19 protein-coding genes and 1 riboswitch are annotated in these 23472 nt (G+C 66.0%); of the genes, 12 read left to right on the forward strand and 7 right to left on the reverse strand.

Annotated features, from left to right (window positions below):
- Nucleotides 1-27: 27 nt before the first annotated feature.
- Entirely contained in the window at nucleotides 28-201 is a 174-nt protein-coding gene (locus AC6CHY_RS01925; protein ID WP_498225239.1) for a hypothetical protein, read from the reverse strand.
- A gap of 65 nt (nucleotides 202-266) precedes the next feature.
- Nucleotides 267-1214, reverse strand: coding sequence for a trypsin-like serine peptidase (locus AC6CHY_RS01930; RefSeq protein ID WP_254455734.1), 948 nt, complete (start codon nucleotides 1212-1214; stop codon nucleotides 267-269).
- A 471-nt stretch (nucleotides 1215-1685) separates the two neighbouring features.
- Between AC6CHY_RS01930 and AC6CHY_RS01935 the strand changes: the two genes are divergently transcribed.
- The 5 genes from AC6CHY_RS01935 to AC6CHY_RS01955 all read left to right on the forward strand — a co-directional run bounded on the left by AC6CHY_RS01935 (nucleotide 1686) and on the right by AC6CHY_RS01955 (nucleotide 6665).
- On the forward strand, nucleotides 1686-2195 hold the full coding sequence (locus AC6CHY_RS01935; RefSeq protein ID WP_217387272.1) for a very short patch repair endonuclease: 510 nt from the start codon (nucleotides 1686-1688) through the stop codon (nucleotides 2193-2195).
- 345 nt (nucleotides 2196-2540) lie between these two features.
- Nucleotides 2541-3317 carry a DeoR/GlpR family DNA-binding transcription regulator gene (locus AC6CHY_RS01940; protein ID WP_498225240.1) on the forward strand — a complete coding sequence of 259 codons (777 nt, stop codon included), beginning with the start codon at nucleotides 2541-2543 and terminating at the stop codon, nucleotides 3315-3317.
- Nucleotides 3314-4294, forward strand: coding sequence for a 1-phosphofructokinase family hexose kinase (locus AC6CHY_RS01945; protein ID WP_498225241.1), 981 nt, complete (start codon nucleotides 3314-3316; stop codon nucleotides 4292-4294). Before AC6CHY_RS01940 ends, AC6CHY_RS01945 begins: the two co-directional genes overlap by 4 nt.
- Complete coding sequence (locus AC6CHY_RS01950; protein ID WP_498225242.1) at nucleotides 4291-6333, forward strand: PTS fructose transporter subunit IIABC; 2043 nt, start codon at nucleotides 4291-4293, stop codon at nucleotides 6331-6333. The genes AC6CHY_RS01945 and AC6CHY_RS01950 overlap by 4 nt, the downstream gene beginning before the upstream one ends.
- A gap of 56 nt (nucleotides 6334-6389) precedes the next feature.
- Nucleotides 6390-6665 carry an HPr family phosphocarrier protein gene (locus AC6CHY_RS01955; RefSeq protein WP_217387268.1) on the forward strand — a complete coding sequence of 92 codons (276 nt, stop codon included), beginning with the start codon at nucleotides 6390-6392 and terminating at the stop codon, nucleotides 6663-6665.
- Nucleotides 6666-6849: 184 nt separating this feature from the next.
- On the opposite strand, the gene AC6CHY_RS01960 is transcribed toward AC6CHY_RS01955, so the two are convergent.
- The 3 genes from AC6CHY_RS01960 to AC6CHY_RS01970 form a co-directional block, all read right to left on the reverse strand.
- Nucleotides 6850-11550, reverse strand: a complete 4701-nt coding sequence (locus AC6CHY_RS01960; RefSeq protein WP_498225347.1) for a DUF4011 domain-containing protein — start codon at nucleotides 11548-11550, stop codon at nucleotides 6850-6852.
- The gene (locus AC6CHY_RS01965) at nucleotides 11496-13181 is read right to left on the reverse strand and encodes a hypothetical protein (RefSeq protein WP_498225243.1); all 1686 of its coding nucleotides are present in this window, start codon (nucleotides 13179-13181) and stop codon (nucleotides 11496-11498) included. Before AC6CHY_RS01965 ends, AC6CHY_RS01960 begins: the two co-directional genes overlap by 55 nt.
- Before the next feature lie 122 nt (nucleotides 13182-13303).
- Nucleotides 13304-13669 carry a nuclear transport factor 2 family protein gene (locus tag AC6CHY_RS01970; protein WP_498225244.1) on the reverse strand — a complete coding sequence of 122 codons (366 nt, stop codon included), beginning with the start codon at nucleotides 13667-13669 and terminating at the stop codon, nucleotides 13304-13306.
- Between the two features lie 339 nt (nucleotides 13670-14008).
- Nucleotides 14009-14099, forward strand: a riboswitch (glycine riboswitch).
- A gap of 172 nt (nucleotides 14100-14271) precedes the next feature.
- Between AC6CHY_RS01970 and AC6CHY_RS01975 the strand changes: the two genes are divergently transcribed.
- The 3 genes from AC6CHY_RS01975 to AC6CHY_RS01985 all read left to right on the forward strand — a co-directional run bounded on the left by AC6CHY_RS01975 (nucleotide 14272) and on the right by AC6CHY_RS01985 (nucleotide 17140).
- Nucleotides 14272-15021, forward strand: coding sequence for a DUF5058 family protein (locus AC6CHY_RS01975; protein WP_217387245.1), 750 nt, complete (start codon nucleotides 14272-14274; stop codon nucleotides 15019-15021).
- A 28-nt stretch (nucleotides 15022-15049) separates the two neighbouring features.
- Nucleotides 15050-15793: a hypothetical protein gene (locus AC6CHY_RS01980; RefSeq protein WP_217387244.1), complete on the forward strand. Its 744-nt coding sequence runs from the start codon at nucleotides 15050-15052 to the stop codon at nucleotides 15791-15793.
- 114 nt (nucleotides 15794-15907) lie between these two features.
- Nucleotides 15908-17140: an amidohydrolase gene (locus AC6CHY_RS01985; protein ID WP_498225245.1), complete on the forward strand. Its 1233-nt coding sequence runs from the start codon at nucleotides 15908-15910 to the stop codon at nucleotides 17138-17140.
- Between the two features lie 96 nt (nucleotides 17141-17236).
- Here AC6CHY_RS01985 and AC6CHY_RS01990 read toward each other — a convergent pair whose 3' ends face one another.
- Nucleotides 17237-17989 carry an IclR family transcriptional regulator gene (locus AC6CHY_RS01990; protein WP_217387242.1) on the reverse strand — a complete coding sequence of 251 codons (753 nt, stop codon included), beginning with the start codon at nucleotides 17987-17989 and terminating at the stop codon, nucleotides 17237-17239.
- A 123-nt stretch (nucleotides 17990-18112) separates the two neighbouring features.
- Here AC6CHY_RS01990 and AC6CHY_RS01995 point away from each other — a divergent pair, with 123 nt between their 5' ends.
- From AC6CHY_RS01995 to AC6CHY_RS02005, 3 genes are read left to right on the forward strand one after another with little or no spacing between them, the layout of a single operon-like run.
- The gene (locus AC6CHY_RS01995; RefSeq protein WP_498225246.1) at nucleotides 18113-19498 is read left to right on the forward strand and encodes an SLC13 family permease; all 1386 of its coding nucleotides are present in this window, start codon (nucleotides 18113-18115) and stop codon (nucleotides 19496-19498) included.
- Nucleotides 19499-19546: 48 nt separating this feature from the next.
- Nucleotides 19547-20758, forward strand: coding sequence for a CaiB/BaiF CoA transferase family protein (locus AC6CHY_RS02000; RefSeq protein WP_254455731.1), 1212 nt, complete (start codon nucleotides 19547-19549; stop codon nucleotides 20756-20758).
- On the forward strand, nucleotides 20755-21570 hold the full coding sequence (locus AC6CHY_RS02005; protein WP_498225247.1) for an enoyl-CoA hydratase/isomerase family protein: 816 nt from the start codon (nucleotides 20755-20757) through the stop codon (nucleotides 21568-21570). Before AC6CHY_RS02000 ends, AC6CHY_RS02005 begins: the two co-directional genes overlap by 4 nt.
- A gap of 86 nt (nucleotides 21571-21656) precedes the next feature.
- Here AC6CHY_RS02005 and AC6CHY_RS02010 read toward each other — a convergent pair whose 3' ends face one another.
- Nucleotides 21657-22754 carry an NAD(P)-dependent alcohol dehydrogenase gene (locus AC6CHY_RS02010; RefSeq protein ID WP_498225248.1) on the reverse strand — a complete coding sequence of 366 codons (1098 nt, stop codon included), beginning with the start codon at nucleotides 22752-22754 and terminating at the stop codon, nucleotides 21657-21659.
- A 268-nt stretch (nucleotides 22755-23022) separates the two neighbouring features.
- Between AC6CHY_RS02010 and AC6CHY_RS02015 the strand changes: the two genes are divergently transcribed.
- Nucleotides 23023-23472, forward strand: a complete 450-nt coding sequence (locus tag AC6CHY_RS02015; protein ID WP_217387237.1) for a UPF0158 family protein — start codon at nucleotides 23023-23025, stop codon at nucleotides 23470-23472.

The raw sequence follows: 23472 nt of genomic DNA on the forward strand, positions 1-23472 counted from the left end.
TTTGCACGTGCGGATTCACCAACCAGGTCAATCCTCGTCGTTCAATTTTTCCGGATCCGGCAATTCGATTTCCCGGGGCACCGCAGTTTTTCGTCGTTCCTCCGTGAAATATGCCAATTGCTCTTCAGGCGTCGCATTCAGCTTGGAGACAGAAGGTTCAATGCCCTGCGATTCGTTTTTCGTGTTATCGCTGGGTTCCATGTTGCACGTCCTCAAACGACGGTGGGTGGAATGCCATCATGGCATTCCACCCACCGTTTGGACTACTAGTTTTGTGCGCTCTGGTATGCCTGTTCAATGACCGAGCCCCAGTATGGGCCGAACATCGTATTGCGGATTCCTCCGTAGCCGAAGCTGTTCACGGAGTTCTGGAACCCATCCGATCCACCCAGGAACCATGGCCCGCCGGAAGAACCACCGGTCATGTTGCACGGAATTCCCTGCGACTGCGTCTGCCCGTACGGATCGTCGCTCGCGGCTCCACTGCATGACTGCAGGGTCTCCCCGTCAAATGGCCGTGCGGCCGGATAGCCAAAGGCGGTGTAGGTCAGTCCCCTGGCCTGGTTGAAGGCGACGCCGGAGGCACCGACCTGATCTGCCAGGCTCACGCCGCTCTGGTCCGAGACCACAGCGAAGGCCGTGTCGTAGGTGATGTCCCCGCCTTGCGTCCATTGCGTCGGAGCGACAAGCTCAGTTGCCGCGAAAGACCCATAGGGAGCGCTGCCGTTTTCATAGGCAGGAACAAAAACCCAACGCGTTGCGAATGCGCCCGGCCCCTCGTTGACACAGTGGCCCGCGGTCGAGACGGTCGCCTCGTTTGCGGCGACAACGGCGTTTCCGGAACATACGTAGTTCGCTCCACCCAAGGTGAAGAACACCTTTCCTATGTGGGACACGGGTGTCTCGGCCACGTTCTTGACCGGTTTGCTTGCAGTCGTTTTTGCCTTGCTTGCGCTTCGCCCGGCGATCTTGGTTGATTCACCGATATCAAGCAGGGCGTTCGACGCCGATTTGCCGCGGGTAAGGCTATCGGCGGGCTTGGCGTCCTTCATTCGCTGGGGTGTCCAGTAGTTCATTGCCGCTTCGGCCTGAGTCGAAGAGATCTTCTTCATGTCGACCGAATCGGTTTCGGACAGCGGGGCAGAGGTTGCCGTGGATGCTGTTCCACCGATCAGGGCGCCCGCGAGAAGAAGCGCGGCTACCGTCCTGCTCATGGATCGGCCCTTGGGATTCTGACTTACGTACGATACTTGCACGTTTTTTCCTGTCCGGTGGCGTCATTGCCACCTTCAAAAGTGTGTGCCGAGGCACTGGAGGAGAACAGTCAAACACATGCTTCAAACAGCGCCTAGAGACTTTTGGCTAACATTTTCGAGGCCGAATATTCTGGACCCCAAAAATTTATGAAAGGAAACCGAACCCAAAATTCGAGGAATACCCACGAGTAGGTTAGCTGTCGAAATTGACAGCTTTTGTCCAAAACCATGCGTCTTCGGGCTGGCGCAACAGAATGTAGGGCATGTCCGGGTTCCTGTTTGGCCAAAGTTGCGAATCCACAACGGCCAAGGAGACCGTCCTTGGAATGTGAAGGAAAACGGCGGCAACGATGGCGGCGGCAGCAAGAAAAAAATTTCCGCTGACGCCTGATCGTGCCCTTTCAGGAGCAGCGGGTGCACAATCAAGACATGGACAGCATGTCCGAACAAGCGCGCTCGCAACTCATGGGCAAGATCCGCGGAAAGGATACGAAGCCCGAGCTATCCGTGCGAAAGCTGCTCCACGCCGCCGGATACCGTTACCGGCTACACGGCCGCATTCCACGTGGAACACTCGAGAAGCTGAAGCGAGAGAATCCCGAGACACCGCTGCGCGGCGGCAGGCTCCCCGGCGCCCCGGACATCGTCTTTCCCGCTCGTCGCCAGGTCGTGTTTGTCAATGGGTGCTTCTGGCACCTGCACGATTGCCCCGCCGGGCAGCATGCGCCTGCGACCAACGCGCAGTTCTGGGCGGACAAGCGCAGCCGCACCCACGAACGGGACCAGCAAAACACTGCGGCCCTGCGAGCGCTGGGTTGGGAGACGATCGTGTTGTGGGAGTGCGAGCTGCGCGACCCGAAGTCCACGCTTGAAGCCCTCATCAATTTCCTGGGCCCTCCATCATCGGCCGGAGGGCCGCTGATCGATAGGGGGATGTAACGGCGTGGCCCCGATACCCGCGAATATCGTCGAGGGATTGCTCCACGACATGCATGTCGTTTGGCACCGTCGTTGCGACCCGGCGCGGAGCGCACCGCGAAGACGGATTTGATACCTAGCACGTGGAATCTCGCACCGTTCAGGGCAACCTTGCCGCACGAGATTATCGCCCCTAGGCACCGGGGTCGCTCCCGCGCTCCGATCGCCCGCTTGGCTACGAAGCGCAGACAAAGACAGGCAATACCAAATCTTCCCCGGCAATCCACTTGACGTTGCCACACAAACGGGCATAAAGTCATTCAAACACAGATTCATGTGTGGCACGTCACTGGATGCGAGGAAGCAATGTTTGCCGAAGAGCGGCACCGCCTGATCACCGAGATGATCGCCGGAAACGGGAAGGTCACCGTCGCCGAGCTTTCGGCACGCTTCGAGATCACCCGAGAGACCGTGCGACGGGATTTGGCCCAGCTCGAGTCCGAGGGCACGCTGCGCCGGGTCCACGGCGGCGCGGTTTCCACGCTTGCCGCCAGCACGCGGGAGGAAAGCCACAGCGAGCGGACCACCATCCATGCCGACGCCAAGGGCCGCATTGCCCGGGCGGCGCACCTGCTGCTGCCAGGCGACGGCGTCTCGGTCATGCTGGACGCGGGAACCAGCACCGAGATCCTGGCCGGGCTGATCGCCCAGATCCCCGCCAACACCCCCGCCCTGGTGATCACCCACGCGCTTCCGATCGCCGCCCGCATCGCGGCCAACCCGCAGATCCCCCTGGAACTCATCGGGGGCCGGGTGCGCGGGCTGACCAGCGCCGCCACGGGGGCCGGAACCGTAGACCAGTTCTCCCGTCTCAGCGCCGACATTGCGTTCATCGGCACCAACGCCCTGCACTCGAACTTCGGACTGAGCACCCCTGATCCCATGGAAGCCACGGTCAAGACCGCCATGGTCTCCAGCGCCCAACGCGTCATCGTGCTCGCCGACTCCTCCAAATTCGAAAGGCTCACCCTCGTGCAATTCGCAAAGCTCGATGCGATCGACACCCTGGTCACCGATGCCGCCCCGACCGGAGAGTTGGCCGCGGCCCTGGAGGCCGCCGACGTGGAGGTGGTGCTGGCATGATCGTCACCCTGACCATGAATCCGGCGCTGGACACGACCATCGAGCTCGGTGCCCCGCTGGCCCACGGCGGCGTCCAGCGCTCCCTGGGCAGCCACACCCAGGCCGCCGGCAAGGGCGTGAACGTCTCCCGCGCCGTTGCATCCGCGGGCGTCAAGACCCTCGCGGTGCTGCCCGGCGCGGAAACCGACCCGCTGCTGCGCCGGCTGGTCGCAGATGACCTGGAGCACCGCTCGGTGCACATCGGGGCGCTGCTGCGCACCAACATCACGCTCACCGATCCGGACGGCACCACCACCAAGATCAACGAACAGGGCCCGGTGCTGAACACCGCGGTGCTCGCGGAGATCGTGCGCGTGGTCGTGGACGCCTCCCGCTCCGCCTCGTGGCTGGTGCTGGCAGGTTCGCTGCCGCCGGGCGCGGCACCCGGTTTCTACGCGGAATTGGTCGCCACGGTCCGCGAGGCCCTGGGCGAGGCGGCCCCGATGATCGCCGTCGACACCTCCGAGGCACCGCTTCGGGCGTTGTTCGCCGAGCATGTGCAACAGCTCCCGGACCTCATCAAGCCCAATGCCGAGGAACTGGCCGAGCTTGCCGGCCAGGGGTCGGGCGAGGACTTCGAGGATTCGCCCGCGGCCACCGCCGCGGCGGCCCGGACGCTGCTGGACCGGGGGGTCGGCACCGTGCTGGCCACCCTTGGCGCCAACGGCGCGGTGCTGGTCAACGCCGACGGCGCCTGGCACGCCACGCACACCCCGATCACCCCGCGCTCCACCGTTGGCGCGGGAGATTCGGCCCTGGCCGGATACCTGCTGGCAGATGAAGCAGGAGAAACCGCCCCCGGGCGGCTGGCCTGCGCCGTGGCCTACGGCTCGGCCGCGGCATCCCTTCCGGGCTCCGCCATCCCCACCCCCATCCAACTGGCTCCCGACGCCGTGAGCGTCGAAGAGCTGACCCTGATCCCAAGGACGATGTCATGATCGAACTCATTAATCGCGGTCTTGTCAGCCTCGACGCCAATCTGGGCGCCAGCACCACCGAGGTCATCGAGCACCTGGTCGCGCTGGTCGCCGCCGAGGGCCGCACCTCAGACTCCTACGCACTGGCGGCCGACGCCAAGACCCGCGAGGCCAAGACCGCCACCGGTGTGCCCGGCGGAATCGCGATCCCGCATTGCCGTTCCGCCGCGGTGCTCGAGCCAACCCTGGCCATGGCCCGGCTGGCCCCGGCAGTGGACTTCGGCGCCAAGGACGGCCCGGCCGACCTGGTCTTCTTCATCGCCGCCCCGGAAGGCGCCGACCAGACGCACCTGAAGCTGCTCTCCAAGCTGGCCCGCGCGCTGGTGAAGAAGCCCTTCACCGCTGCCTTGCGCGCCGCCACCAGCGAAGACGAAATCGTGGAGCTGGTTTCCGCAGTGCTCTCCGATGATCCGGCGGTCGCCGCTGCGGCCGTTGCCTCGAGCGCACCCGCGGCACCAGCTGCGGCTCCGGCCGCCGAGGCAGCAGCCCCGGAACGCAAGCCCCGCATCGTCGCGGTCACCGCCTGCCCCACCGGCATCGCCCACACCTACATGGCAGCCGATTCCCTGGCCCAGACCGCCGAGGAACTCGGAGTCGAGTTCGCCGTGGAAACCCAGGGCTCCTCGGGTTCCACCCCGCTGTCCAAGGCCGTCATCGATGCCGCCGACGCCGTGATCTTCGCGGTGGACGTGGACGTCCGCGACCGCTCCCGCTTCGCCGGCAAGCCGCTGATCCAGGTCCCGGTCAAGCGCGGCATCGACGAGCCGGCCAAACTCATCAACGATGCCATCGCCGCTTCGAAGGACCCGAAGGCCCGCCGCGTCCCGGCCGGCACGGGCGCCGAGGAGACGAGCGAGTCCACGTCCAAGGAATCCTTCGGCCGTGGGCTCAAGCGCGCCCTGCTCACCGGCGTGTCCTACATGATCCCGTTCGTCGCCGGCGGCGGCCTGCTCATGGCGCTCGGCTTCCTGCTCGGCGGCTACGCGATCACCGAGGTCGCCGACACCTACCTGGCCGAAAACACGCTCTTCAACCTCCCCGATGCCGGCCTGGCGGCCTACCTGGGCGCCGCGGCATTCAAGATCGGCAACCTGTCGATGGCCTTCCTGGTCCCGGCGCTGGCGGGCTACATCGCCTACGCCTACGCCGACCGACCGGGCATCGCCCCGGGCTTCACCGCCGGTGCCGTTGCCGTGTTCATGGACGCAGGCTTCCTCGGCGGCATCGTCGGCGGCGTGCTCGCCGGCCTGGCGGCCCGCTGGATCACCTCGTGGAAGGTCCCGCGCTGGCTGCGCGGGCTGATGCCGGTGGTCATCGTGCCGCTGCTGGGCTCGATCATCGCCTCCGGCCTGATGTTCCTGCTGCTGGGCGGACCCATCGCCAAGCTGACCGAGGCACTGAACACTTGGCTCTCGGGCATGACCGGGACCGCCGCCGTGGCACTGGGCCTGATCCTGGGACTCATGATGGCCGTGGACCTGGGCGGTCCGGTGAACAAGGTCGCCTACTCCTTCGCCGTTGCCGGCCTGGGCGCCGCATCCATCGCCGAGAACCCCGCCCCGCTGATGATCATGGCGGCCGTCATGGCCGCCGGCATGGTGCCTCCGCTGGCCATGGCCCTGGCCACCGTCATTTCGCCGAAGCTCTTCACCGGTGCCGAGCGCGAGAACGGCAAGGCCGCCTGGCTGCTGGGCGCATCCTTCATCTCCGAGGGCGCGATTCCGTTCGCCGCCTCGGACCCGCTGCGCGTCATCCCGGCCTCCATGGTCGGCGGCGGCATCACCGGCGCCATGATCATGGGCTTCCACGTCCTGTCCCAGGCACCGCACGGCGGCATCTTCGTCTTCTTCGCCATGAACAACACCTGGCCGATGTTCCTGGTGTCCACGATCGTTGGAACGCTGGTTTCGGCCATCCTGGTGATCGTGCTGAAGAAGTTCGTCCGCAAGGCCGCACCGCAGGCGGTTGCCGTCGAAGAGGCAGCCCCCGTCGCGGCCTAAACACCCCCGCCCGTCCCGGATCAACGACTGAACCAAACACCACCAAGGAGAACCCCATGGCAGAACGTATTGCAACCATCGCCAGCCGCGTCGGCCTGCACGCCCGTCCGGCAGCTATCTTCGCCGAGGCCGCCGGCAACGAAGACCTCGAGGTCACCATCGCCCGCGAGGGCGAGCCTGCCGATGAAGCGATGGACGCCTCGAGCATCCTCTCGCTGATGGGCCTGGGTGCCGAGCACGGCACCAAGGTCGTGCTGCGCGCCGACGGCGAAGGTGCCGAGTCGGTGCTCGAGACCCTGGCCGCGATCCTGGAAACGGACCACGACGCCTAGGGTTCGCTGCTTCCCAATACCTATATACAACGCATCCCGGTGGGGGCTTCGAGCTGAAGCCCCCACCGGGATGCGTTGTGATGTGTGCGGATTCCCTGGTGTTTCGCAACCGCCACTAACTCCATGGCCGCCGGGTGCTTTGCCGTCTCACCCGGTGCCGTACCGCCACATCCTCACCGGCGTTTTAGCCAGCCAGGCGGATCCTGCCGGCAACGGATTCCAGGCGCTGTTCGCGGACCGCCAGTTCCAGCCCCTGTTGCAGGCGCGATGAAACCTTCTGCGTCATGCGTCCGTATCCCAGGACACCCATGGCCTCGCGCTTGAGCTCGTCGACCCAGGACTCCCCGGCCAGAGACGCCCGGGCGCACATCACGTTGGCGATTTCCCGGAGGCTGATGTCCTCAATGTCCAGATTATGTGCCGCGAAATTCGTGCGGTAATCGACCCACCGGGCAGGTTCCTGCCTGGAAGGCCAAATGAATCCCTCCGCATCAACCGTGTAGGACTTCCGCGGCAGAGCCGCCAACATCGATTTTTCACGTGCCGCGGACACCCTGCCGGATTCGTGGGCGCCGATGGCCAATCGCGCCAGCCGTGTTTCGTGGATCGGCCATTCCGCCCCCGCGATCTCGCCCAGCAGCGCGGCTGCCTTCTTCTTGCCGGCCGCGCTCCTGAGTTCGTCAAGGTCGCCGAGTGTCCCCACCGTGCGCACGTCCCACGGCTTGTACGCGGTGGCCTTGCCCGGATAGGCTTCCGGCCGCCCATCCGCCGCCCCGTCCTGGCTGCCACGCAATGCCGGGCCTTCGCCCGGGCATTGCGTGGCGACCGGAGCCGCTTCCCGCGCCGCACGCGCCTTGCCCGCCTTTTCCACCTCAGCATCAAGGGAGTCCAGCACAGCCCCGGCATCCTGCAGCCAGGCCGGAAGCCAGATTCGCGCGACCGATTCCCAGCCCAGCAGTCCGCGCAGGATTTCCTGCGGCAGGCCGTCGCGGTCCCCCACGGTCCGGCGCCGCGCCCACGGCTCGTTGTCCAACAGGATCGCCAGCAACGGCTCGGTCGGTCGGGCGGGATCCGCAACCGTCAGATCGATCCTGAAGTCCGAGAGTCCCACGTTCGTCGCCACCAGGTGGCCGCGTTCCTCCAGCGCCGCCGCCACCTGCTCGCGGTGCCGGTCCCGCGCCACGGCCGAATCCGACCCGTTGTCCAGCGTGCGGGTGCCCTCGGCGGCAAGGTCAAGGTAGGCGCGCAGGTGCTTGATGCCCAGGGCCGAGGAGTCCTCGGCCCGCAGGTCAGCGGGGTCGAAGCTGGAGAACACCACGACCTGGCGCCGGGCACGGGTGATGGCCACGTTCAGCCGGCGCTCGCCGCCGACATTGTTCAGCGGGCCGAAGTTCAGCGGCAGCCGCCCGCGTGCGTTGGCGCTGAAGGCGGTGGAAAACAGGATCACGTCGCGTTCGTCTCCCTGCACGTTCTCCAGGTTCTTCACGAACAATCCCTCGTCGTCCGTTTCCAGCGCGGCACCCAGGCGCTCGTCCGGGTCATCGCGCAGCAGGCCCTCGATCAAATCGCGTTGCGGGGCGTTGAAGGTGACCACCCCGATGGACGGCGTGGACACCGGGGAGGCATCGAATCGTTCCTTGATCTCCGCGACGATGCGCCCGGCCTCCACCGGGTTGGTGCGCAGCACCTCGGCGGGCCCCGTGCGGTGGAAGGTCCCCTCGACCCGCACCAGGGAAATGCCGTAGCCGTCGGGGCCCGCGTGCGCGGCGCCGTGGCGCGGGGACGGGAAGGATGAGAGCTTGCCGTCATAGTAGTGCCGGTTGCTGAAGGCGATCAGCGATTCGTCCTGGCTGCGGTAGTGCCAGGACAGCCAGCGGCGGGCCACCCGGGCCATGACCGCCTCGGACAGGATCGATTCCTCGTCGGCCACCGGCAGCCCCGATTCCGGATCCTCGTCCGGCTCGACCGAGACCTCGGCGAAGGAGCTCGGCGGCATCTGCTTCGAATCCCCCACGATGACCGCGGACCTGGCCCGGCCCAGGGTGCCAATGGCGTCGGCCACGCGGATCTGTGAGGCCTCGTCGAAGACCACGATGTCGAACTCGCCGGCCCGCGGCGGGAAGAACCGGGCGGCGGAGTCGGGGCTGACCAGCACGCAGGGCAGGATGGTGGTGACCAGGTCGCCGTAGGAGTCCATGAGCTGGCGCACGCTGAGCCCTCCGCGCCGGCGTTCGAGCTGGCGGGCCAGCTCCCCAACGCGGCTCTCGGCCTGTTTCAGCTTCTGGGCACGCTGGCGGGTGATCGCCTCGGGCAGGGACTTGGCCACGTGCCGGCGCAGCTGACGCGACGAGTCGGTGAATCGCTGGATGGCGCGCGCCTGGGCATCGGTGCTGAATTCATCGAATCCGTGGGTGGCAAGCCGTTCGGCCAGGGCCGACTCGGCGGTGCCGCGCAAGAACCCGCGCAACGCATCTTCGGCCGGGATCCAGCCGGTGGCAAGTTGCGTCCAGGCCGCACCGAGGCCGTGGGACTTCAGCGGTTCAAGCGCCTCGACAAAGGTGACCCAGCGTTCGAGCCCGCGCTCGGCGGTGCGCCCGGTGCCCCGGTCCTGGCCGGTGCGCCGGTACCTGCCCAGGAAACCGGCGGTGTCGGGCCAGGCGTGTCCGGCGCGCAATTCGGACGGAACTGAATTCCGCAGCGCGTCCCACGCTGCGGCGATCCGTTCCAGTTCCCCGGAACGCACCGGATCCGCGGGGGCGTTTCGTCCCAGGACCTCGCGCAACAACGCCGCGTACTCCCGGTCCCCTCCGGCATGTGCGAACAGGTCAGAGAGCTGAAGCAGGTTCTCCCGCTGTTGCGCGAGCAATTCGATGTCGCCGTCGACAAAGGGGTTCCAGTTCCCGGGCAGGGTGATTCCGGTCAGGGAGCCCAGGCCCGCGACGATTTTGGCGCACTGCGCCCGCGCCTCGATCATGCCCTCCACGCTGGCCACGAGATGTTGCGCCGTGTCCTCGCCGCCGATCCAGCGCTGGCCGAAGTGCTCGGCGATGACCTGCAGGCGGCGCCTCTTCCGGCCGATCCCCAGGAAACCGAACCTGTTGGCAAGGGTGGCTGCCTCGTGAACCGGGGCAAGATCCATCTGAAGCACCGACGGCTCCACGACCTCCGGCAGCCAGGCCATGTCCTGGACCAGGGAGGTGGCTTCGGTCAGCAGCGTCTCGCTGCGCGAGCGCCACTCCTCCGTCGCGGCGGCCTCGAGGACCGGCAGCGGGACCCCGGCTTCCAGCAGCCGGGCCAGGGAGCGCAGGTCCTCGGGTTCCGGGGCACGATCCACCAGGGCGGCCACGCCCGGATCGCGCGTCAGGGTGCCGGCGCCGTGCAGGGCCAGGTCGAGGGCCTGCGCCGCATCGAGTATGGCTTGTTGCTGTTCACCACCCAGCGGCCTGCCAATGAATCCCCAGGGATGTTCTTCCCGCGGCCTGGTCGGACCCGCGGTGTCCGGAAGCCGCACCAGCGCCTGGCGTACCTCGTCAACGGCGGCGGGGTCTGTCTGCGCGGCAAAGCGTTCGGGGATGGGCAGTGCGGCAATGGCCGGGTCCATGGACAGGGCGGTGTTGTACGCCGCATAGGCGGAGTAGCCGGCGGGGTTCTCCTCGTGGAGGTCCCGCGCATACCCGGCCAATCGGTGGACGGAGGAGGACAGGTCGGTGGAGGCCAGTTCCATCCCCGCCGTGTCGGCGAAGACCAGGTGGTCAAGGGAGGCCTTGATCTGGGCGCGCACAGCGTTTGGCGAGGATCCCTTGTCATGCAGGTCGAGGGCGAATTCGCCCAGGCCCACCTCGTTCAGCCGCTTGCTCACCACCTCGAGCGCCGCCCGCTTCTCGGCCACGAACAGCACCCGCTGCCCCCTGGCCATGGCATGGGCCAGCAGGTTGGTGATGGTTTGCGACTTCCCGGTGCCCGGCGGGCCCTCCAGGACGAAGGTGTGCCCGGCGTGCGCGGCGGCGACCGCCTCCAGCTGGGAGGCATCCGCCGGGACCGGGAGCCGGGCCGCGAGCTGGTCCAGGTCAACGTCCTGCCCGGTGCCGGACCCGGCGGGGTCGGTGAATTCGCTGGTCGGGGTGTCCACCAGGTGACGCACCAGCGGCGCGGACATGAAGGTTTCCCAGTTTTCGTCCAGGTCCCGCCACATCCGGAACTTGGCGAATTGCAGGATCGCCAAATCAACCGTTCCCTCCACGTGGAAGGGCAGGTCGGCGTCTGCCAGGGCGGCGCGCAGCGCGCCCAATGCGGATTCGAGGTCGATTCCCGAGCCGACGCGCACCGGATCCTCGAACCCGGGGATGCGCAGGTTGAATTGCTCGTGCAGCTTCTCGCTCAGGCAATAGTTCGGGGCCGAGGCCCCGGTCTCGTCGATTTCCAGGCGGAAGTGCTTGCCGCGTCCCGCGGGGCGGAGGGTGACGGGCACCAGGAACAGCGGCGAGCGCAGGGCACGTCCGTCCATCGACCAGTTCAGTGAGCCCAGGGCCAAATAGAGGTTGTTGGCGCCGCTCTCGTCTATGATCCGCTTGGCCTGGCTGGCCAGGCGGCGCAGCCGGGTGAGGTAGGGTCCTGAATCGAGCTTCGTGTAGGCCCGGCCGCGGGTCAGCAGCAGCTCGATCCGGCGTTCGACCGGAAGCAAAGGCCCCGAAGTGTATCTCTCCTTCTCGAGCGCGCCGATCTCGTCGGCGGGCAGCAACTCGATGCTCCGCCCGTTGTTGACCAGGTCCTCAAGCCCGGCGAGAACGGAGTCGGGGATCGCCAGCGGGAGCCGGGAACGCTCGGTGAAGTTCAGCAGGCGGTTGCGCAGGGAAAGATCCAGGAGCCCGTTCTTCCACGCGGCGATGCGCGGCGGCGCCGCCTGGCCGGTGGGAGCCGGGGCAGCCTGGCGGCGTTCGGTCCTTTCCCGGAAAAACGCTCGAGGGTGTCCGGTGCTGCCGCCCGGTACTCGACCACGACGGGCTTGCCGAACTCCGAGATGCCGCGGGCCGGCAGCGGGCTGATGCCGCTGCGACGCGCCTGCCGGATGTCGATGGCGTAGAGCAGCGACGCGGCCGCCGACGGAAGCTGTGCGTGGGCCAGCTTGGTCTCGGCGGCGGCTTCAGCCAGGGGCGCGCGCCCGTCGGTGGTGATCGCGGTGGTCTCCACAATGCGCAGGTGGTCGGCGTCGACAAGGTTCGCCAGCGACCGGGCTCCCTCGGCATCGAGGCTGCTGCTGGGCAGCGCGCCGTCCGGGATGCGCCAATAGGCCAGGAACGCATGGCCGCGCACCAGCCAGATGACCGAGTTGATGGCCACGCGCTCGAGCAGCGCGGAGAACAGCAGCGTGGTGTCCAAGGCGGTTCCGAGCCGTCCGGTGAGGACCTCCTGGGCCGCGCGAACGTGTTGTCCCCCGAGATCGGCAAGGTCCCAATCCGCGGGCGGATTGCCAAGCCGGATGCCACGGGCGCACATCACCTCAAAGATGCACTCGACGGATTGGTCGACCCGCTGGGCGCCGCCCTGGCGGGCGTCCAGCGAGTCGTCCCCGGTGCGCGCACGGAACAGGTCCCCGGCCTCGGCGAGAATTCCGGTGAGCAGCGGATCCTGCGGCTGCACGAACGCGGCCAAAAGCTCGGCATTGGCCTGGGTGCCCGCACCCGGCCAGTAACCGGCCGGAAGCAGCTCGATCGCGCCCGAATCCTCGGCGACAAGTTTTCCGTTCTCGGCCACCCTGACAATGAGCCTGCCCGGGCGGCGGGTATCGATCGAGGCGAAGGCCGCCGGGTCCAGCACGACATCCAGGTCGTGCAGGGTCGTGACGCCGGGCGGCAATTCCAGGCGGCTCTCGGCCACCGCGGAGACCGGAAGGTTGCCTGCCATCACCACGGCCGTCACCAGTATCGACCGTGGTTCCCGGCCGGGGTTCTCGAGTACTACGCGTTCAAGGATGCGGGCATGGGTGTGGGCCGAGGCGTAGTTAATGGAAGGACCGTGCGCGATGTCGATCCGGACGCGTCCACCGTTCCCCGCCGGCGCCGCATCGAAGGCGGGTTCCTCCATGGCCTCCGGGTCATCGAGGTGATCCGCGGCGGCCAGGGCCAGCTCGTCCACGCGCCGTGCCGGATGTTCCAGGTCCAGGGCCCGGAGGAATTGGGCACAGGTCGCCAGGCTCCGCTGGACGGCAGCGGCATTAAAGCCGGCACCCAATTCCCAGTCGTTGGCCACTTCGCGCAGCCCGGCGGCCAGCTGCCCTTGCCCGGCCGAAAGTGTGATCACGTGCCCCGCTGCTCCGGGAGGTGTCATCAGCCTGCCCAACTGCGCGGGCAATGCCGCGGGGATGCTGGGCTGTTCGGCACCCAGTGCATTCTCGAGCCGGTCCAGCAGACCGGTCCAGCCGGCGGTTTGGTTCTGTCGGGCAAGGTGGTCGGCGATGAATGGAGTCAGTGCACCCGAAACGATGTCCAGTGCCGCACCGACGTATTCACGCAGTCTCATCCAGTTGTCCGTCCCCGTTGCTCGCCGGGCAACCCGATCAAGGGTGCCGCTTCCCTCCTAAGAACCTATCCCAGATGCGCAGCGGCGGCCCGTTACGCGAGGCGCAGGTCAATCGTCGTCACCTATTTGTAGTCGTTCTCGGTCAGCTCGATGACGAAGGCACGGCGTTCGGTGATCAACGCATCGCGCATCACGAAGACCTCTGCCATGCTCATGCGCATGGTCTCGCCGTCGGCGCGGCGTGCCTCGCCGGACAGTTCGGCCATCACCACGTCGTCTTCCTCGACCAGGCGCACGATGTCCAGCACCGGCGGTCCAGTGAAGTCCGGGCTTTCGATCGTCTCGTTGTAGGCTTCCTTGCCGCTGAGCCGAAAGTGGCCGAAGACCGTCCATTCGATGTCCTCGGTAAGGCAGGAAAGGATCTGGGCGTGGTCCGACTTGTTGAATCCGTCGATGTACTTCCTGACGGTGTCCTTGTTTGCTGACATGGATGAAACCTCCGGGACTCCTGTGTGGCGTGATGATGGGCGGCAGCAGCGGGAGCGGGCACCCGCTGCCCAACAGCTCGGTCCAAGGGCGCAGTCCTGCCGTTTTCCCAAGGCTATCCACTGGCACGGAGGGATGGGAATACAGACAATAACCAAGTGGCTGTAAAGCCTCACTTCGACCTGGAATCACCCTCGCTCCCTAGGCCATTCCTTGCCGGATCGGAAAAAGAAATTCATGACCGTTCGGTCGGCTGAAATAAAGAGTGCCGCTGTGACCCACGTCAAGTATTGTTGGCTTCCAGCGGACAAGTAGCCGCCGACAACTGAATAGTCTTCCGATCACGCGCGGCTGGAGAGTCCCGGACACCACTCGGGCACCGAAGGGGCAAGCACCCGCAATCTCTCAGGTACCAAGAACAGCCGCGTGAGGAAACTCTGGAGAGCAGCCGCCGGGACAGGTGGTTCACCGACGAAGCACGCCGGTGCCATGGGGCACCGGTTTCACTTTCAGGTTCAGGACAGAGCGGGCACGGTGGCACCTGGCAACAACAGAGGCCCGCTCCCACCGCACTGAACCCTTCGATGAACGGTAGAACTCCCCCATGCAAATACCTGCCATATTGCCCGCCGTTGCGGACAGCAACTCCACGGACATCCTCGCCCTCGCCAATTCGCCGGTCCTCTGGGCGTGCGCCATCGGTGTATTCCTGGTCATCATCGTCCAGTCCGTCATCTACATGAAGGCAGCCAGGGTCGCCGCACCTCACATCGGGATGTCCCAGGCCGAGCTGAAGACAAGCTTCCGCGCCGGAGCCATTTCCGCTTTGGGTCCCTCGCTTGCCGTGGTCCTTGTCGCCGTCGCACTGCTGACGATTTTCGGCACCCCCGCTGTCTTGGTGCGCATCGGACTGATCGGTTCGGTGTCCTATGAAACCGCCGCCGCCGCCATTGCCGCCAAAACCGCGGGCGCGGAACTCGGCGGCCCGACATACACGCAGGCGGTCTTCGGCCTGGCCTTGGCCGCCATGAGCCTCGGCGGTGCCATGTGGATGATCGCCACCCTCATCCTCACCCCGTTGCTCAAGCGCGGCGATTCCGCGTTGCGCAAGGTCAACCCGGCCATCATGCTGGTCGTCCCGGGTGCTGCCATGGTTGCCGCATTCATGGTGCTGGGCATCGGCGAACTGCCCAAGTCGTGGCTCCATGTGGTTGCCTTCGTCTCCTCGGCCGCGATCATGACCATCCTGATGGTGGTCGCCAAACGGGTCAACAAGCCGTGGATCAAGGAATGGGCGCTGGGCATTGCCATCATCCTGGCCTTGGCCATCACCTACGCCGCCACCCGCCTCTAGCCGCCGCCAAGATTTCCAGGAGCACATCATGAGCAATGCAACAGAAATCCACCAGGCGCTCGGCGCCTTTGACAAGACCACTTCCCGCTGGGGCCGGATCACCATGATCATTGGCCTGTTCTTTTCCCTGGCCGCCCCTGCCTACCTGGTCTTCTTCGCCGGCCTCGACATCGAACTCTCCGGCATCATCACGGCCTTCGCCGCCCTGGCCGCGGTCTTCGGCGTCATCTGGATTGTCGAGCCGTTGACCTACTTCCCGATCCTTGGCGCCTCCTCCATGTACCAGGCGTTCATGATCGGCAACATCTCCAACAAGCTGCTGCCGGCGGCCATGATTGCCCAGTCGACCATCGGGGTGAAGCCCGGCACCCGCAAGGGCGAGCTGGCCTCGGTCGCCGCCATTTGCGGCGCGGCCACGGTCCACCTGGCCTCGCTGTTCATCTTTGTGGGCCTGCTGGGCACGTGGCTGGTCAGCGTGATCCCGGTCGACATCATCCAAACAGTTCAGTTCTACATCCTGCCGACCGTCATGGGCGCGGTGGTTGTCCAGGCCATCGTGAGCCAGAAGGCCCCGCGCTCGGCAGTAATCGCGCTGGTGGTCTCGGTCATCGTGGTCTTCTTCGCCCAGCTTTACAAGCCCTTCGGACTGTTCTCCACCGCCGTTGCCGTGATTGCCACGGCCGTCCTCGCCTGGGTGTTCCGCGACCGCAAGACCCTGGGCACCCCGGAAGACGTCCCGGTGGACGCCACCCCCGAGGGTCCGGTGTACTGACCGGCACCCCCGGCGACCGTACCGACCCCGCTGAAACACGCACTGTAAAAATACTGACCGGCGGCGGCACCCTGCGGTGCCGCCGCCACCCCAAAGCAAGGAACCCCCAGCCCCATGGCCAGCACCACGATTCCCCAGTCCCTGAAAATGTCCGCGGCTTCGGCGGCCGAAATGGGCGATACCTACAAGCACTTGCATGCCACCCCCGAGCTGTCCATGCAGGAACACAAGACCGCAGACTACCTGGCCAAGCGGCTCGATGATTTGGGGCTTGAGGTGTTCCGCTGCGGCGGCACCGGCGTGGTCGGCGTGCTGCGCAACGGCGAGGGACCGGTCATCGGCCTGCGCGCCGACACCGACGGGCTGCCGGTGCTCGAGGACACCGGCCTCGACTATGCCAGCACCGCGACTGGTTTCCTGGATGACGGCACCGAGGTTCCGACCATGCACGCCTGCGGCCACGACACCCACATGGCCACCGCGCTGAAGACTGCCGAGCTCTACGCCGGTGCCACCGACGCCTGGGCCGGGACCATCGTCTTCGTGCTGCAGCCCGGCGAGGAAACCGCCGCCGGCGCCCGCGCCATGGTTGAGGACGGGCTCTGGGACAAGGCCCCGAAGCCGGAGATCATGTTCGGCCAGCACGTGATGAACGGGCTCACCGGCACCGTCTCGCTGATGGGCGGAGCGGCTATGACCACCGCCGACTCCTTCAAGGTCACCGTCTTCGGCCAGGGCTCGCACGGCTCGATGCCCGAGCACTCCATTGACCCGATCGTGCTGGGCGCGTCCATGGTGCTGCGACTGCAGACCATTGTCTCGCGCCAGGTCGCCCCGCAGTCCGCGGCCGTGCTGACCATCGGGTCGTTCCACGCCGGGCTCAAGGAAAACGTCATCCCCGACCGCGCCGTGTTCACCATCAACGTGCGCACCTTCGAGCCCGAGGTCAGGGACATCGTCCTCACCTCGATCCGGCGCATCATTGCCGCCGAGGCCGAGGCCTCCGGCGCATCCGAGCCACTGATCGAGGACATCTCCAACTTCCCGCCGCTCTACAACGACCCGGCCGAAACCGAAAAGCTGGCCGAGGAATTCCGCGATGAGTTCGGCGAGGAGCGCGTCCTGCAGGGCTCGCCGGTTATGGGCAGCGAGGACTTCGGTGCGCTCGCCGCGGCGATCGGCGTGCCCTCGGTGTTCTGGTTCTTCGGCGGCAACGACGCCAAGACCCTGGCCGCCGGCCACCCGCCGGCAAACCACTCGCCCTTCTTCGCCCCGGTCATGGAACCGACGCTGAGCACCGGCGTCGAGGCAGCGGTCCGCGCCCTGTACTCGAAGGTCGGCAAGTAGCGTAGACCTTCAATCCTCCGGCCAGGTCTTCTTGCTGAAGGCCTGGCCGGAGGCATATATATGGACTTTGGACGGCATCGCGCGCGTGCAGGGTCCTTAGCGGCTACCGCGCAACAGCGCGCCGATTTCGCCAGCGGTCCGCACCACGGCGGTGCCGTACTCCTCATACTTTGCGGGCTCGATGCGGCTCGAGGGCCCGGAAATCGATACGCTGCCGACCGGCACTCCCGCGGAATTCACGATGGGCGCCCCCAGCGACGTGATACCGCTGCTCAACCCCTCCTCGTTGATGGCGTAGCCGCGCTCCCGAGTTTCCCGCACCAGTTTCCACACGCCCTCGGGGTCGGTGACGGTTTGCTCGCTGACGCCCTCCAGCGGACCTGCAAGGACGTCGCGGACAAACTCGTCGGTGGAGGCTCCCAGGAAGGCCAATCCCGTTGCCGACGCGTGCAGGGGAATGGGGGTTCCCAGCGCCAGGAACGCGCGCAGCACATGCGGGGTGTCCAGCCGCTCGATGACAACCAGCGACTTTCCGTCCGGGACACACAGGTGCACCGTTTCCCGGGTGTCCAGTTGCAGTCCGTTCATCGGGCCGATGGCGATGTCCCGCAGGTCAACGCCCAGACCGGCACGCGCGGTCACGGCATACGCGTGAAACGAGAGCGACCAGGCCGCGTCCCGCGTATCGCTTTGCTGCACCCAATTCATCTCCTTGAGTGTCGCGAGCATGCGCAGGACCGTGGCCTTTGACCCTCCGGTCCGCTTGGCAATGTCGGAAAGCCCGATGGGCTGGTGCAGCGAGATTGTCTCAATGACCTGGATTGCCGTCTTCACGCTTTGCGTACTCACCGTGGATGTACCCGTTCCTTCCCTTGACCAACGCCTTGTTGTGATATAGCTTACATCCGAATTCCGAAAATGAACCGTCGGTTCAACCAGTGAACCGCAAGATGTGCAAGTGAAAGGACGAGCGTGAGTTCTCAAATCATTGCCTTGTTGATCTTCGTGGGGATCTTTGCCGTGGCCACGCTTCGAAAGGTCCACCTCGGCGTCATCATGTTCGCCGCGGCCGCAGGTGTCGGCATTTGGCTGGCTGACCTGGAAATGAAGCAGGTGATCGGGGGCTTCCCCGTCTCCATCCTGGTGCTGCTCGTGGGGGTGACCTATTTCTTCGCCATCGCCCAGGAGAACGGGACCGTTGACAAGATCATCGAATCCGCGATTGCGAAGGTCGGCGACAACGCCTTTGTTCTCCCCATCGTCTTCTTTGCACTGTCCGTCGGCATCTCGGCCATGGGCTCCCCGCTGGCGGGCCTCGTCCTGACACCCATCGGCATGCCGCTCGCCAAGAAATACGGGATCGACCGGATGCTGATGGGACTTGCCATCGGGTGCGGCCTGAGCGCCGGCGGGTTCGCCCCGACCAGCCTCTTTGGCATCGTGACCTATGGGACCGCCCACTCGGTCGGAATCCCGCTGAACCCGCTGCTGCTCTTCGGCGTCGCACTCGGCGCCAACCTCGTGTTGATGATCGCCGCCTACGCCATGTTCGGCGGTTTCGCGCTGCTCAGGTCGCGGGCAACCGGGACCCTCAAGCCCTCCGACGCGCCGCGTTTCGCGGGCCGCGGCCCGCTTCCGGCCCACCCGTTCGAGCGCGAGGGGCTGATGCGCCGCAGCGCCGAGGCGGCCCGCAGCGGCCTGCAGACCCTCGAGCGGGCCGATGCCGCGCCGACCGCGCGCCCCAGGATGAACGGCACCCAGCTGGTCACCGTCCTGTGCATGCTCGGACTGCTCACCAGCGTCATCGTCCTGGCCGTGTGCGGCCTGGACCCGGACATCGGCATCCTGTGTTTCGCCTTCGCTTCGGTCATGACCTTGGTCGACCCCAAGACCGGCAAGACCGCCGTGGGCAAGATCGACTGGTCCACCGTCCTGATGGTCGGCGGCATCATCACCTTCGTCGGCGTGCTGCAGAAAATGGGAGCCGTCGAGCTGCTGGGCGAGGCGGCCAGCCAAATCGGCGCCCCGCTTGTCGCGGCCCTGGTCATTTGCCTGATCGGCGGCCTGGTCTCGGCCTTCGCCTCCACCACCGGAATGCTCGCGGCCCTGGTGCCGCTGGCCATCCCGCTGGTGGCCTCGGGCGACATTGCAGGCTGGGCCCTGATCGCCGCGCTCGGTGTCTGTTCCTCGATCGTGGATGTCTCCCCGTTTTCCACCGTGGGGGCCACGCTGGTGGCCACCGTCGAGGAAGACGAGCGCCCGCGCATCAACAGGCTCTTGACCAGGTGGGGCATGTCCATGGTCGTGATCGGCCCGCTGGGACTGGTGGGCACCCTCGTTCTTCCCACCATGTTCTAGGCAGCCATGTCAGATTCAATTCCCCAGAAAGAGGACACCTTGCTTCCCTTGAGCGGTATTCGCGTCATCGACCTCAGCCGCGCGCTGGCCGGCCCCTACTGCACCGCATTGCTCGCGGACCTGGGTGCGGACGTCATCAAGATCGAGACCGTCACCGGCGGGGACTCCTCGCGGGCCTGGCCGCCGTTCGACGGGGACCACAGCCTGTATTTCGATTCCACCAATCGAAACAAGAAGTCGATCTCGCTGGATCTCTACAGCGACGCCGGACGGGAACTGCTCACCGGATTGCTGGCCGACGCCGATGCACTGGTGGAGAATTTCAAGCCGGGAACCATGGAAAAGATGGGACTCGGGGCCGAACGGCTGCGGGCCGTCAATCCGCGGCTCATCGTGTCCTCCATTACCGGCTACGGCACGGCCGGACCCTGGAAGGACCGTGCCGGACTGGACCAGGTCATCCAGGCCGCCTCCGGACTGACCTCGGTCACCGGCAGAAGCGCGGAGGAGACCTACCGCGTGGGAATCCCGATCGTCGACATCACCACCGGCATGGTTTCCGCCTTTGCGCTGGTTAGCGCGCTCTATGCGCGGGCAACGGGCGGGACAGCACAGAGTGTCTCCACCTCGCTCTTCGAGACCGCGCTGGGGCTCTCCGCCTTCCAGGGCCAGACCGCCTTGACGCTGGATCGAGCACCGCAGCCCCAGGGAAACAACCATCCAACCATTGCCCCATACGGTGCCTATGCCACGGCCAGCGACGACATCGTGGTGGCTGTTGCCACCGAGTCACAGTGGGCCGCGTTCTGCTCGGTCATCGGGCGAACCGACCTGCCCAAAGAGCCGCGATTCACCACCGGCCGGGACCGTGCGTTGCACCGCGAGGAGCTCAACGAGCTGATCACCCGGGAGCTGTCGACCCGCCCGGCCGCCGCATGGATCGAGGAGCTCAACGGCGTGGGGATCCCCAGCGGTCCGGTGTTCGACTATTTGCAGGCGGTCAACAGCGACCAGGCCCGCGCGCTGGGACTGATCGCCGAAACCCGGCGCTCCGACGGATCGGAGTTGCGCGTGCTGCGCGGACCCGTGAGCATCGACCAGGCACCCACGCCGGTGCGCCAGGCACCGCCCGCCCTGGGCGAACACAGCCGCGAGATCCTCTCCGGCATGGGACTCGACAACGAACAAATCGACCGACTGATGGCAGAGGGCATCGTGCGGGAGCCGGCCGTCCTGGCCCCGAGCGGAGCGACGGCATGAGCGCAACCACGGGGGCAGCGGCCCAAACGCTGGCAGGTCGCATCTCCAGTGAAATCAAGGGCGACATCGGCGAGATCGTGATTGAGAACCCGAACCAGCGCAATGCCCTGACCCGGGACATGTGCATCGAACTTGCCGCACAGGTGCGCCGGCTCGATGCCGACCCCCAGGTCAAGGTCATCACGCTGCGTGGCAGCGGAGACGACTTTTCGGCCGGTGCCGCCATCAACGAACTTGACCACATCTTGTTCGATGCGGGCCCGGACGGGGAAAGAATCGACCACCTCAGTGCCGCCGATGCCGCGATCGGTGCGGCGCGCAAGCCGACCGTGGCGCTGGTGCGCGGGACCTGCATGGGTGGCGGCTGGCAGATTGCCTCGGCCTGCGACATGAGCATTGCTGCCGATTCCGTCAGGCTTGCTGTCACCCCGTCCAAGCTCGGCATCATCTATCCGCGTTCCGGCATTGAACGGCTGGTTCAGCGTCTGGGCGCGGACAAGGCGAAATACGTGCTGTTCAGCGCGGACCTGATTCCGGCGGACAAGGCGGCGGCCTGGGGGCTGTTGACGGACGTGGTCCCGGAGGACGAGTTCGAGGTCCTGAGCCAGGGACTGGTCTCCCGCATGGCCACGCGCTCGCAATATTCGATCCACACCATGAAGTCGCTGATCGATTCGATGGTCTCCGGAAGCGATACGGAGGACGAGCTATGGCGCGAGGAATGGGCGAAGCTGCCGACCAGCGAGGACTTCGCCGTCGGCCAGCGCGCGTTCCTGGAAGGCGAAAGGCCGCGCTTCACCTGGGGCGGCTGAGCCCGAAGCCGTTGCCTCGCGGGAACGGTGGGCGGACATGCGCCACGCGAAATGTCCGCCCACCCATTACTCCGGATCCGATGGCGTTAGAACACGATGACCGGCTTCAGCGTCGAGCCGTCCGCGGAATCGGCGAAGGCCCGGTTGATGTCCTCGAACGGGTACTTCTTGATCAGTTTGTCGAACGGGAACAGGCCCCTGGCGTGCAGGCTGACCAGCCGGGGAATGAATTCCTTGGGCACCGCGTCGCCCTCGATGACCATGGAAACCTTGATCCCGGTCAGCAGCAGGTTGCCGATGGCGAACGGCGCTTCGGTCCCCAGCTTGGCGGCGCCGACCAGGGCACCGTGGCCCCGGGTGGCCAAGGCCTGGGTCATCTGGGAGAACACCGGGGGCACCCCGGTGGTGTCCAGCGCGAAGTTGGCGCCTCCACCGGTGATTTCCTTGATCGCCTCGACCGGGTCGGTCTCCTTGGAGTTCACGGTGTGGGTGGCTCCCAGCTCCTTGGCGAAGTCCAGGCGTTCGGGGACGATGTCCACCATGATGATCGTCGTCGCGCCGGCGGCCTTGGCCGCCAGCATTCCGGCCATGCCCACCGCTCCGGTGCCGAACACCGCGATGGAGGAACCGGGCTGTGGTTGCAGGACATTGAGCACGGCCCCGGAACCGGTCATGATGCCGCAGCCCAGGGGACCAAGGATCTCCAGCGGCACGCCATCGGGGACCTTGACCGCCCCGTGGGCCACCACGTTGGTGTGCTCGGCAAAGGACGACTGGCCGAAGAAGTGCGATCCGATCGGTCCCTGCGAGTCGGAAAAGGACTTCGAACCATCCGGACGCTGGACTCCGAAGTTCCGGTCGTAGAAGTTCACGCAATACATTGGATGCCCGGCGAGGCATTGCTCGCAGCGACCGCAGAAGGCCGGGCCGATGACGACCTTGTCACCCTCGGCGAATCCCTGCACGTCCGAGCCAACGGCCTCGACGATCCCGGCACCCTCGTGGCCCAGGACCACCGGCAGCGGAACCGGGTACCACTGGTCGCGGATGATGGCATCGGTATGGCAAACCCCGGAGGCAACCATCCTCACCCGCAGTTCGTCGGCGCGCGGGTCGTCAACGTCGATTTCGCGAATTTCCAGGTCGGATTCGGGGGCAATGGCCACTGCTGCTCTCGTCTTCATGGTTTTTCCCTTCGGGTCTTGGAGAATGACGGAGGGTACGTGCCCGGTGGAAGCGTGGGCTCCATATCCCGCACAACTGTGGTGATCCGCACGTAAGGCGCAACGGCGCGAAGGTCACCGCTTTCAGCTAACCCCGCGGCACGGGGATGGTCAAGGATGAAGTGGGGACCATAACGGCGGAATCGTCGCCCATGCCCGGATGGCCTTGCGCGATGGGTCAGCTGGCGCAAGGCTGGTGGTGACACTGCACCGACCGCGGCAAGGAAGCATGATGTTGAAGCTCGAGGACCTCGCCCTGGAACGGATCGCCTGGGCCATGCAGGACGACGGTTCCATGGGCGCCGAGTTCTACCTGAACCTGGATACCGGGGACGTGGTGCTGCCCGGCTTCGAGGAGGACCTTGACCAGTCGGACATCGAGGAGGGAAATTTTGCCTCGATCGACCACGTCGAGTCCTACGAGTCGTTCCGCCACATGGAGGACTTCGCCTACGCGCTGCCCGAGGGCGAGGCCCGCACAAAACTCGAGCAGACACTGATCCGCAGCAAGCCGTTCCGACATTTCAGGGACGTGCTGGGCACCTTCCCGGAAGAACGCGAAGCCTGGTACAGGTTCAAGGACGAGGCCATGCGTGCAGTTGTCATCCGGTGGCTGGTCGGGATCAAGGCCATTGAAGACCCCGATCCCGACGACGCCTTCGGAACCGAGCAGGCGTAG

The organism is Paeniglutamicibacter sp. GQ140, assembly GCF_059759235.1.